General features: G+C 71.5%; 10 protein-coding genes. 6 read left to right on the forward strand and 4 right to left on the reverse strand.

What is annotated here, in order from left to right:
- The 3 genes from L2I40_RS10740 to L2I40_RS10750 form a co-directional block, all read left to right on the forward strand.
- On the forward strand, positions 1-662 hold a 662-nt coding region (locus L2I40_RS10740; protein WP_237214905.1), incomplete at its 5' end, for an SDR family NAD(P)-dependent oxidoreductase.
- Between the two features lie 154 nt (positions 663-816).
- Positions 817-2424 (forward strand): gamma-glutamyltransferase, encoded by a 1608-nt coding sequence (gene ggt / locus L2I40_RS10745; protein WP_237214906.1) that lies wholly within the window; start codon positions 817-819, stop codon positions 2422-2424.
- 25 nt (positions 2425-2449) lie between these two features.
- Complete coding sequence (locus L2I40_RS10750) at positions 2450-3946, forward strand: amidase (RefSeq protein WP_237214908.1); 1497 nt, start codon at positions 2450-2452, stop codon at positions 3944-3946.
- Positions 3947-3950: 4 nt separating this feature from the next.
- On the opposite strand, the gene L2I40_RS10755 is transcribed toward L2I40_RS10750, so the two are convergent.
- Together L2I40_RS10755 and L2I40_RS10760 are read right to left on the reverse strand one after the other, a co-directional pair.
- The gene (locus tag L2I40_RS10755; protein ID WP_237214910.1) at positions 3951-4238 is read right to left on the reverse strand and encodes a hypothetical protein; all 288 of its coding nucleotides are present in this window, start codon (positions 4236-4238) and stop codon (positions 3951-3953) included.
- A gap of 109 nt (positions 4239-4347) precedes the next feature.
- Positions 4348-4602 (reverse strand): Lrp/AsnC ligand binding domain-containing protein, encoded by a 255-nt coding sequence (locus L2I40_RS10760; protein ID WP_237214912.1) that lies wholly within the window; start codon positions 4600-4602, stop codon positions 4348-4350.
- Between the two features lie 335 nt (positions 4603-4937).
- Here L2I40_RS10760 and L2I40_RS10765 point away from each other — a divergent pair, with 335 nt between their 5' ends.
- The 3 genes from L2I40_RS10765 to L2I40_RS10775 are packed head-to-tail and all read left to right on the forward strand — an operon-like array spanning position 4938 to position 10964.
- On the forward strand, positions 4938-6056 hold the full coding sequence (locus tag L2I40_RS10765; protein ID WP_237214913.1) for an efflux RND transporter periplasmic adaptor subunit: 1119 nt from the start codon (positions 4938-4940) through the stop codon (positions 6054-6056).
- A gap of 25 nt (positions 6057-6081) precedes the next feature.
- A complete protein-coding gene (locus L2I40_RS10770) occupies positions 6082-9243 on the forward strand; it encodes an efflux RND transporter permease subunit (protein ID WP_237214914.1) in 3162 nt (1053 codons plus the stop codon).
- 56 nt (positions 9244-9299) lie between these two features.
- Positions 9300-10964, forward strand: coding sequence for a thiamine pyrophosphate-dependent enzyme (locus L2I40_RS10775; RefSeq protein ID WP_237214915.1), 1665 nt, complete (start codon positions 9300-9302; stop codon positions 10962-10964).
- 4 nt (positions 10965-10968) lie between these two features.
- Here the strand turns inward: L2I40_RS10775 and L2I40_RS10780 are convergent, their stop codons facing one another.
- Both L2I40_RS10780 and L2I40_RS10785 read right to left on the reverse strand, forming a co-directional pair.
- The gene (locus L2I40_RS10780; protein WP_237214917.1) at positions 10969-11307 is read right to left on the reverse strand and encodes a hypothetical protein; all 339 of its coding nucleotides are present in this window, start codon (positions 11305-11307) and stop codon (positions 10969-10971) included.
- Between the two features lie 48 nt (positions 11308-11355).
- Positions 11356-11574 (reverse strand): hypothetical protein (locus tag L2I40_RS10785; protein ID WP_237214918.1); only part of this gene is annotated, 219 nt, incomplete at its 5' end.

Raw genomic sequence — 11574 nt, forward strand, 5'->3', positions numbered from 1 at the left:
CCGCCGGCGCCGAGGTGGTGCTTGCCGCCCGCAGCGCCGCCGAGATGGAGGCGACGGTCGAGGAGATGCGCGCGGCGGGCCTGCGCGGCACGGCGGCCCCGCTCGACGTGACCGACCGCGCGGCCGTCCGGGCGCTGGTCGCGGCGCATGGACCCTTCGACGTGCTGCTGAACAATGCGGGCACCAACATCCGCGAACCGTTCCTCGAGGTGCAGGACGAATCGCTGGACCGGCTGCTCGACCTCAACATCCGCGCGGCCTTCACCGTGGCGCAGGCGGTCGCGCAGGGCATGGCGGCGGCCGGCAAGCGCGGCGCGATCGTCAACCTCTCCTCGGTCAACGGCCATGTCGCCGGCGCCAATCGCAGCGTCTACACCGCGACCAAGCACGCGGTGGAAGGCATGACGAAGGCGCTCGCCTTCGAGCTCGGGCCGATCGGAATCCGCGTGAACGCGATCGCGCCGGGCTTCGTCGAGACGCCGCTGACGAAGCCGGTGCTGAGCGATCCCAAGTTCCTCGACCGCGTGGTGCGCTCCATGCCGCTCGGCCGCGTGATGCAGGTGGAGGACATCATGGGCGCCATCGTGTTCCTCGCCTCCGACGCCAGCCGGATGATCACCGGCGCGAGCCTCGTCATCGACGGCGGCGCATTGACGCACTGAAAATGCCCTCAGACGCCGGGCGGCCGCTTCGCGGCCTTGGCTTCCGCGCAGGCGACTGGGGCACCCGTTGCCCAGGACGTCTGTGCGCGGGCCGCATTCGCGGCCTCGGCATGCTGCGCATGCCGCGTGTTCTCAGGTCTGTAAGGTCTCTCCGATGAAGCGCGACTTCCATGCTCCCGGCCGCAGCGCGGTCTATGCCGCGAACGGGATGGCGGCGACTTCGATGCCGCAGGCGACGCTGGCGGCACTCGACGTGCTGCGCGCCAGCGGCAATGCGCTCGATGCCGCGATCGCGGCCGCCGCGGTGCTGGCGGTGGTTGAGCCGCAGAGCACGGGCATCGGCGGCGACTGCTTCTGCCTCTATGCGCCGGCGGGCACCGGCAAGGTCATCGCGATGAATGGCTCGGGCCGCGCGCCGGCCGGCGCGACGCCGGAGGCGCTGCGCGCCGCGGGGCTGACGCAGATGGAGCCGCTCTCGCCGCATTCGGTCACCATCCCCGGCGCCGTCGCGGCGTGGGAGGCGCTGGCGAAGGCGCATGGCCGCAAGGGCCTCGACGAGCTGCTGCAGCCGGCGATCCGCTTCGCGGAGGAAGGCTTTCATCTGTCGGCTCGCGTCGCCCTCGACTGGGCCGGCTCGGTGGGCAAGCTGTCGAAGCACCCAGCGACGGCGCGCCATTTCCTGAAGCGCGGCGAGGCCTTCGAGGTCGGCGACCGCTTCGTCCAGCCGGCACTGGCCCGCACGCTGCGCGCGATCGCCAAGGGCGGCGCGAAGGCCTTCTACGAGGGCGAGGTCGCAGCCGACATGGCGCGCACGCTGCGCGAGGCCGGCGGCACCCATGCCGAGGCCGACTTCGCCGCCGCTTTGCACGGCGCCGAATTCGTCGAGCCGATCCGCCGTGCCTGGAAGGGCATGGAGATTTACCAGTGCCCGCCGAACGGCTCGGGCCTGCTGGTGCTGATGATCCTCGGCATGCTGGAACGCTTCGGGGCGGCGGAGCAGGGGCCCATCTCCGTCGAGCGCCTGCACCGGCACATCGAGGCCGCGCGGCTCGCCTATCGCGACCGCGACGCCTTCCTCGCCGACCCGGCGCAGGTCGAGGTGCCGGTCGCGAGGCTGACCTCCGACGCCTATCTCCAGGCGCTGTCGGCGCTGATCCGCGACGAGGCGGCGATGCGCGAACTGCCACAGGCGGGCGAGGCTGATTGGGCGAAGCACCGCGACACCGTCTATCTCTGCGTCGTGGACCGCGACGGCAATGCGTGCTCCTTCATCAACTCGCTCTTCGAGGGCTTCGGCAGTGCGATCCTGGCCGAGGGCTCGGGCGTGATGCTGCACAACCGCGGCTACGGATTCCGCCTGCAGGAAGGCCACCCGAACTGCATCGCGCCCGGCAAGCGGCCGATGCACACCATCATCCCCGGCATGGTGATGCAGGGCGGCCAGGCCGTGATGCCCTTCGGCGTGATGGGCGGGCATTTCCAGCCGATGGGCCAGACGCTGTTCCTCTCGAACCACTTCGAATACGGGCTCGATGTGCAGGAGGCGCTGGATGCGCCGCGGCTCTTCCCGCGCGCGGGCAAGGTGCAGGTGGAGCACGGCATCCCGGTCTCCGTGATCGACCGGCTGAACCGGCTCGGCCACGAGTGCGAGCGGATCGAGAAGCCGCATGGCGGCGGCCAGGCGATCCTGATCGACCGCGCGCGCGGCTGCCTCGTCGGCGGCTCCGACCCGCGCAAGGATGGCTGCGCGCTCGGCTACTGATCGCCCGCGCCCTGAGGACCCCGAGATGACCGAACCCTGCGATCTCTCCGCCGTCGCCGCGCGCCGCCTGATCGGGGCGCGGAAGCTGAGCCCCGTCGAATTGCTGGACAGCTGCCTCGCCCGCATCGAGGCGGTGAACCCGGCAGTGAACGCGATGGTGGCAATGGACACCGACCGCGCGCGCGTCGCGGCGAAGGAGGCCGAGGCGGCCGTGATGCGCGGCGCGCCGCTCGGCCCGCTGCACGGGCTGCCGGTCGGCATCAAGGACCTCGACGAGACGGCGGGGCTGCGCACCACCTGGGGCAGCCCGCTGTTTGCCGACCACGTGCCGGCGCAGGACGGCGCGATGGTCGCCAATCTGCGCAAGGCCGGCGCGATCGTGGTCGGCAAGACCAACACGCCGGAATTCGGCGCCGGCGCGAACACCCGCAACGTGGTGTATGGCGCGACGGGCAACCCCTTCGACACCACCAAGTCGGCCGCCGGCTCCTCCGGCGGCTCGGGCGTCGCACTCGCCTGCGGCATGGTGCCGATCGCCTCGGGCAGCGATACGGGCGGCAGCTTGCGCAACCCGGCCGCTTTCAACGGCATCCTGGGCTTCCGGCCGTCGCCGGGCGTGGTGCCGTCGGAGCGCCGCCGGATCGGCTGGTCGCCGATCTCCGTGCTCGGCCCGATGGCGCGCAACGCGGAGGATGCGGCGCTGATGTTCTCGGCCATGGCCGACGACGACGCCGTCGATCCGCTGGCCTACACGCTGCACGGGCGAGCCGTCCGCCGCGGGGACCGAGATCTCTTCCCGCCGCTGTCGGTGGACCTCGCGACGCTCCGCGTCGCGGTGACGCCGGATTTCGGCTTCGCGCCGACGGAGCGGCATATCCGGGAAGTCTTCGCGGAACGCGTCGCAAAGCTGGAATCGCTGTTCGGGCGGGTCGAGGCGGCGTCGCCAGATTGCCGCGGCACGGACGAGGCCTTCGAGGTGCTGCGCGCCGCCGAGTTCCTCGCCGGCCATCTCGAGAAGGTGCAGAAGACCCCCGACAAGGTCGGGCCCAACGTCCGGGCGAATGTCGAGGCGGCGCTGAAGTACAGCCTGCACGACTATTCGCGGGCGGCGGTCGAGCAGACCCGGATCTACCGCGGCTGGCAGGGCTTCTTCGAGCGTCACGACCTGATCCTGACGCCCGCGATCACGCTGAGCCCGCGGAGCTGGCGCGAGCTCTACCCGGCCGAGATCGACGGCCAGCCGACCCGCACCTACTTCCACTGGCTGTCGCTGGCCTACGCCGTGTCGCTGGTCGGGCACCCGGCCGCGAGCGTGCCGCTCGGGCGCGACCGGGCGGGCATGCCCTTCGGCCTGCAGGTGGTCGGGCCACGCGGCGGCGATGCGCTGGTGCTGGCCGTGGCGGCGGCGATCGAGGCGGCGGTGGCGGGCGATGCCGAGCTTGCCCGCCCGGTGCCGGACATCGCGGCGCTGAAGGCCGCGCCGCCGATTTCCTCCATGCCGGAGTTCCGGACCTGGGGCTGAGGCGTCACCAGCTCCGGTAGCGGGGCTGGTGGTAGCCGCTGATGTAGTAGGGGCGGCTGTAGCCGTAGGACGGCCGGCGCCAGCCGCTGTCCCAGCGGTTGTCCCAGCGGCGGTCGTAATGCCGGCTGTAGCCGTGGCGCGGCCGCTGGTTGGCCGAGGCGATAGCGATGCCGGCGATCGCCGCGCCGGCGCCGAGCGCCAGCGTGCCCGGGACGTTCAGGCTGCCATCAGGATTCGCGCAGGCGCCCAGAAAGAGGGCGCCGGAGAGGGCAAGGGCTGGAAGCACGCGCATCGGGGGGTCCTCCACGGCTGCGGAGGATGGCCCCGCACCGGGGCGCGGTTCGGGCGCGCCGATGGCGATGCGGTGCGGATCATGGCGGCGAGGTGGCGCCGCCCCGTCGTCAGGCGCGGGCACCCGAGAAGGCGTTGAAGGTCTGCAGCGTGTAGGTGTCCTTCACCCCGGCGACCGTCTGCACGCGCTCCACCACGAAGAGCCCGATATCCTGGTCGGCCTCGAGGTAGAACTTCCCGAGCAGGTCGTACTGCCCGCTGATCGAGTGCATCTCGGACAGTTCGGGGATGGTGTCGGCCATCTCCCGCGCCACGCGGTAGGCATGGCCCATCTCGCACTTGATCATCACGAAGATCGCCCGCACCCCAGCCCTCCCCCGCGCCGTGTCAGGGGCGAAGATTGCGGGAAAGCGCGCGCCGGTGCCAGCCCGGGGCCGACAGCCGGCGATGCGGCTGCCGCGCCCGAAGGCGGGTGGGATCGGGCCGACCTCGATGCAAACCGTGACAATTCGGCATGGTTATTGCTGGCGCGGATCCTGTACCCATCTGTGGGTCGCCGACGGTTCTGGTCGGGCTGGCGGGTGCCAAGCTGTCCCATGGACTGGCTGTCATCTCGTCTGCTGCGCCAGCGTCACGCTCACGGAACACTTGTCGGGGCAGCGACGGCACGCCAGAACAGCGGGGACAGGATCCGGACCGCATGCGAACTCTTCCCCAGCTCGCCATACTGGCGCTCGTCGGGGGCCTCGGGGCCGCCTGGCATGTCTATGGCGAACAGTTCGGGCTGCCCCGTCCCCTGGCTCTGGTCGGGCTGGAGGCGGCTGCACCCACCGGCCAGCAGCGCGGCGGCGGTGGCGGCGGGCCGATCGGCGTGGTGGTCGCGCCCGTCCGCACCGGCGTGGTCGTGGATCGCGCCGAGAGTGTGGGCACGGTGCGTGCCCGCGATGCGGTCTCCATCACCGCCAAGGTGCCAGGGATCGTGCAATCGATCCGCTTCCAGGAAGGCCAGCGCGTCCGCGAAGGCGAGACGCTGGCGGAGCTCGACGCCGCGGCGCTGCGCGCCGAGCTCGACCAGGCCCGCGCGCTGGCCGATGACGCCCGCAGCCAGCTGGTGCGCGCCCGCGGCCTGCAGGCCGGCCAGACCATCGCCGCGCAGCGGCTCGAGACGCTGGAGGCGCTCGGCCGCCAGGCCGAGGGCCGGGTCCGCCAGGCGGAGGCCAGGCTGCAGGAGCTGCGGATCACCGCGCCCTTCTCAGGCCGGGTCGGGCTTCGGCAGGTCAGCCTGGGGGCCCTTGTCCAGCCCGGCACCGTGATCACCACGCTCGACGACATCTCGCGCGTCCGGGTCGAGTTCTCGGTGCCCGAGATCTTCGTGGCCCGCGTGCGCGAAGGCAGCCCGGTGGTGGCGCGCGCCGCCGCCTTCGGCGACCGGCGCTTCGAGGGACGCGTCGCCGTGCTCGACACCCGCATCGACCCCGCGACGCGCACGCTTCGGGTGATCAGCGAGTTCGACAACGCCGACGAGGCGCTGAAGCCCGGCCTCTTCATGACGGTCGAGCTGGAGCTGGAGCGCCGGCCGGAGGCGCTGCTGATCGCCGAAGAGGCGCTCGACCCGATCGGCGACCGCAACTTCGTCTATGTCATCCGCGACAACCGTGCGCGCCGCGTCGAGGTGCGCCTGGGCAACCGCCTGCCCGGCGAGGTCGAGGTCGTGTCGGGCCTGCGCGTCGGCGAGCAGGTCGTGGTGCGCGGCATCCAGCGCCTGCGGAACGACGCGCCGGTCCGGGTGGTGGAGACGCTGACCCGGCCCACCTCGTGACCGCCCGCACGGAAGGCTGACGGCCATGGTGCTCTCCGACGTCTCGATCAAGCGCCCGGTATTCGCGACCGTGATCAGCCTGCTGCTGGTCGTGCTGGGCATCGCCTCGCTGATGCGCCTGCCGATCCGCGAGTATCCGGCCATCGACCCGCCGGTGGTCTCGGTCACCACGCAGTATCGCGGCGCCTCGGCCGCGGTGGTGGACACCCAGATCACCGAGCTGATCGAGGCCGCGGTCGCAGGCATCGAGGGCATCAAGTTCATCACCTCGCAGTCGCGCGACGAGCGCAGCCAGGTGACGATCGAGTTCCGCCTCACCCGCGACGTGGACGCCGCCGCCAACGACGTGCGCGACCGCGTGGCGCGGACGCTGGCGCGCCTCCCGGAGCAGGCCGACCAGCCGGTCGTGCAGAAGGTGGACGGGGATGCGCGGCCGATCCTCTGGATCGCGCTCGTCTCCGACCAGGTGTCGGGGATGGACCTCACGGAACTCGCGCGCCGTCGCTTCGCCGACCGCCTGGCGATCGTCGAGGGCGTGGCGCAGGTGCTGGTCCTCGGCGAGCGCCGGCCGGCGATGCGCATCTGGCTCGACCGTCAATCGCTCGCGGCGCGCGGCTTGACCGTGCAGGACGTCGAGGACGCGATCCGCCGCGAGAACATCGAGCTTCCGGGCGGGCGGCTGGAGAGCTCGGCCCGCGAGCTGACGGTCCGCACCGACACGCGGATGAGCCGGCCGGACCAGTTCCGGCAGGTGGTGATCAGCCGCTCGGGCGGCGGGCAGGTGCTGCTCGGCGACGTCGCGACGGTGGAGGTCGCGCCGGAGGACACCCGCGGCGAGTACCGGATCAACGGGAAGCCGGCCGTGGGCCTCGGCATCCTGCGGCAGTCCACCGCGAACACCCTATCCGTGGCCGAGGGCGTGAAGGCGGAGGTGGATCGCATCCGCGGCTCCATTCCCGAGGGCGTGGAGGTGGTGATCGGCTACGACGAGAGCCTGTTCATCGCGCAGTCCATCTACGAGGTGGAGCACGCGCTGATGGTCGCGCTGGTGCTCGTCGTCGTCGTCATCTTCTTCTTCCTGCGCAGCTTCCGCGCGACGATCATCCCGGCGGTCGCGATCCCGGTCTCGATCCTCGCCTCCTTCATCGCGCTGGCGGCGCTCGGCTTCTCGATCAACGTGCTGACGCTGCTCGGGCTGGTGCTGGCGATCGGGCTCGTCGTGGACGATGCGATCGTCGTGCTGGAGAACGTGCACCGCCGGATCGAGGAGGGGGAGCATCCGCTCCTCGCCTCGCTGCGCGGATCGCGCGAGATCGCCTTCGCCGTCATCGCGACGACGCTGGTGCTGATCGCGGTCTTCCTTCCGCTGTCCTTCATGGGCGGCAACACCGGTCGGCTCTTCACCGAGTTCGGCTTCGCGCTGGCGGCCTCGGTGGCCTTCTCGGGCCTCATCGCGCTGACGCTGACGCCGATGATGTGCTCGAAGCTGCTCAGGGCGCATGAGGGCGAGAGCCGACTGGTGCGCTGGACCGAGCCGTTCTTCCTGGGCATGAACTGGTGCCTGCGCGTGACGCTGCGCGCGGCCCTGGCCGCGCCGCTGATCACGCTGAGCGCCATGGCGGCGGTCTGCGGCCTGGCGGTCGTCCTCTTCAACATCGTGCCCAAGGAATTCACGCCGGTCGAGGACCGCGGGACCATCATCATCCCGACCACCGGGCCCGAAGGCGCCAGCTTCGCCTACACCCGGGAACAGGTGCAGCGCATCGAGCGCATCCTGCAGCCCTATGCGGAGCGCGGCGAGATCGCGGCGATGTTCGCGACCATCGGCGGCTTCCAGCGCCCGCCCCAGGGCAACGTCGCGAACATGTTCGTCCGCCTCGCCCCCTGGGCCGAGCGCGAGCGCAAGCAGCAGCAGATCGCCGCCGAGCTGATGCCGCAGCTGCTGGCGATCCCCGGCACGCGCGCCTTCGCGCTCAACCCGCCCTCGCTCGGCCAGCGCGGCTTCCAGCCGCCGGTGCAGTTCGTCATCGGCGGCAGCGACTACACCACGCTGGTGCAGTGGCGCGACCGCTTCCTTGAGCGCGCGCGGCAGAACAACCGCCTGCTGAACCTCGACAGCAACTACCGCGAGACCAAGCCCGAGATCCGGGTGGACATCGACCGCCGCAAGGCGGCGGAGCTCGGCGTCTCGATCCAGGCCGTCGGCCGCACGATCGAGACGATGCTCGGCGCGCGCGAGGTCGGCACCTACGTCCAGGGCGGCGAGGAATACCGGATCATGCTGCAGGCGCGCGAGACGGACCGCGCCACGCCCTACGACCTGCAGAACATCTTCGTCCGCACCAGCGCGGGCGGCCAGCTCGGCCTGGTTGCCGGCGCCGGGTCGCAGCAGGGCGCGCTGGTGCCGCTGTCCAACGTCGTCACGCTCAGCGAGCGCGCGCGCCCGCAGTCGCTGAACCGCGAGGATCGGGTTCGCGCCATCACCATCAGCGCGTCCCTCGCGCCCGGCTACACGCTGGGCGAGGCTCTCGCCTATCTCGAAGGCGTGGCGCGCGAGGTGCTGCCAGCGGAGGCACGGATCAGCTACCGGGGCCAGAGCCTGGAGTTCAAGGAAAGCTCGGGCGCGCTCTACGTCACCTTCGCCCTCGCGCTGCTGGTGGTGTTCCTGGTGCTGGCCGCGCAGTTCGAGAGCTTCATCCACCCCTTCATCATCCTGCTCTCGACGCCGCTGGCGGTTACGGGCGGGCTGCTCGCGCTGCACCTGACGGGCAACTCGCTCAACGTGTTCAGCCAGATCGGCATGATCCTGCTGATCGGGTTGATGGCGAAGAACGGCATCCTCGTCGTCGAATTCGCCAATCAGTTGCGAGACCGGGGGCTGTCCATCCACGACGCGGTGCTCGAGGCGTCGGTCGTGCGGCTGCGGCCGATCCTGATGACCTCGATCGCGACGGTGCTCGGCGCGGTGCCGCTGGCCATGGCGACCGGGGCGGGGGCGGAGAGCCGGCAGGCGATCGGCGTGGTGATCGTGGGCGGCGTGACGCTCTCCACCTTCCTCACGCTCTACGCGGTCCCGGCGCTCTACCTGCTGCTGGCGGGCTTCACTAGGCCGATCGGCGCCATCGCCGCGAAGCTGACGGAACTCGAGAAGCGCGAGCCCGCACCGCACCCGGCCCCGGCCGAGTAGTCGGGTCCGCCGCGCCGGGCTAAACCACCCTCCGCAAGGCAGGCGGAGGAACGGGCATGGCCGAGGGGCGGACCGGCGGGCAATTGCTGGCGGATGCGCTGGTCGCGAATGGCGCGACCCATGTCTTCGCGGTGCCCGGCGAGAGCTATCTCGACCTGCTCGACGGGCTCTACGCGCAGCGCAACCGCATCGAACTCGTCACCTGCCGCTTCGAGGCGGGCGCCGTCCACATGGCGGAGGCGCAGGGCAAGCTGACCGGGCGGCCGGGCGTGGCCGTGGTCACCCGCGGGCCGGGCGCCTGCCATGCCGCGATCGGCGTGCATGTGGCGCAGCAGGACAGCACGCCCCTGGTGCTGCTGGTCGGCCAGATCCCCGTGTCCGAGACGGATCGGGAGAGCTTCCAGGAAGTGGACTACCGGCGCTTCTTCTCGCCGATCGCCAAGTGGGTGACGCAGATCGACGAGGCGGCGCGCATCCCCGAGCTGATGGCGCATGCCTTCGACGTCGCGGTGAGCGGACGCCCCGGGCCGGTCGTGGTCGCGCTGAGCGAGGAGATGCAGAAGCACGTCGCGGCGGTGCCCGATGTCGGGCCGCAGCCCGTGCTGCCGCCGCACCCCGCACCCGACGCGATCCCGCGGCTGATGGAGATGCTCGGCCGCGCGGAGCGGCCTCTTGCGATCCTCGGCGGCAGCCGTTGGACCGAAGAGGGGCGGGCCGCGATCCGCGACTTCCTCGTGGCCAACGACATCCCCGTCTCGGTCTCCTTCCGCCGCCAGGGTCTCTTCGACGGCACGAGCCCGCACTACGCCGGCGACCTCGGCGTCGGCGCGGATGCGGGGCTGGTGAAGAAGGCGCGCGAGGCGGACCTGATCCTTGCCATCGGCACTCGCCTCGGCGAGCCGGTGAGCCAGGGCTACACGCTGTTCGACCTCGCCGGTTCGAAGCCCGTCGTGCATGTGCATCCGGACCAGTCCGAGATCGGTCGGGTGCATCGCGTCGCGCTCGGCATCGTGTCCGAGGTCAATGCCTTCGCGCAGGCCGTCGCGGGCCAGCGCGTCGCCGCGCCGCGCTGGAGCGGCTGGCGCGCCGAGGTGCGGGCGGCGCGCGAGGCGCAGGCCAAGGCACCCTCCTACGAGGGACCGCTGAACCTGGCCGTCGCGCTGCAGGAACTCGAGAAGGTCCTGCCGGCGGACACGATCTTCACCACGGATGCCGGCAACTTCGCCACCTGGCCGACGCGCTTCATGCATGTGCGGGAGAAGCAGGACTTCCTCGGCCCGACCAACGGCGCCATGGGCTATGGCGTGCCGGCCGCGATCGGCGCCGCCATCACGCATCGGGACCGCACCGTGGTCTGCTTCGTCGGCGACGGCGGCGCGCTGATGACGGGGCAGGAGATCGCGACCGCCTTCCACCACGGCGTCGCGCCGATCGTCATGGTGTTCAACAACAACATGTACGGCACGATCCGCATGTACCAGGAGCGCACCTATCCGGGCCGCGTCTCCGGCACGGCGCTGACCAACCCGGACTTCGCCCGCTTCATCGAGAGCTTCGGCGGCCACGGCGAGGTGGTGACACGCACCGAGGAACTCGTCCCCGCTTTCCAGCGCGCGAAGGCGAGCGGCAGGCCGGCCATCATCGAGGTGCGCACCAACCCCGAGCAGGTGACGAATCGCGCCACCATCGCGGATCTCCGCGCGCAGGCGGCGAAAGGCTGAACGGTCAGGGCCCGCGCCGCGGCGCGGGGCCGAAGATCAGCGCGTCGCGCGCCGCGAGGCCGAGCGTGTCCCAGATCGGGGCCGCCTCCGCTTCCTCCGTCGCGAGCGGTGGATTGCCGAGGCGAAGCCGCGCGACCACGCGGCGTCGCTGCGCCGGGGTCAGCTGCTCCCAGAAGCGCGTGATCCAGGCGTCCTGGCGGATCCGGTCGGCCAGCGTCCGGCGTGACGGCGGCGGCGCGGGCAGCAGCAAGGGCTCGCCCTCCGGCCGCTCCGGCGAAGGCGGCTCGGCGCAGCCTGCCAGCAGCGCTGCGACGAGCAGCCCTGTCACCCCCCGGTGCCCCATGGGTCGAGGCTGCTGCGCCGCTCACGACAGGGTCAATTCACCGCCACGTCATGGCGTCGCCGCGCGCGACGAGCTGGGTTCGGTGTTGCCGCCCGGTCGCGTCGCGACGGCGACGGGCCCGTAGATCAGCGCCTCGCGCTCCGGCAGGCCGAGCGCATCCCAGACCGGCGCAGCCGCGGCCGCGGTGCGGACCGGCGGGTCGCGGCGCTGCAGGCGGGCGAGCACACAGATCGGGAGGGCACACGACTGAGCTCCAGCCACTAGCCT

The organism is Falsiroseomonas oryziterrae (assembly GCF_021864505.1).
Classification (GTDB): domain Bacteria; phylum Pseudomonadota; class Alphaproteobacteria; order Acetobacterales; family Acetobacteraceae; genus Falsiroseomonas; species Falsiroseomonas oryziterrae.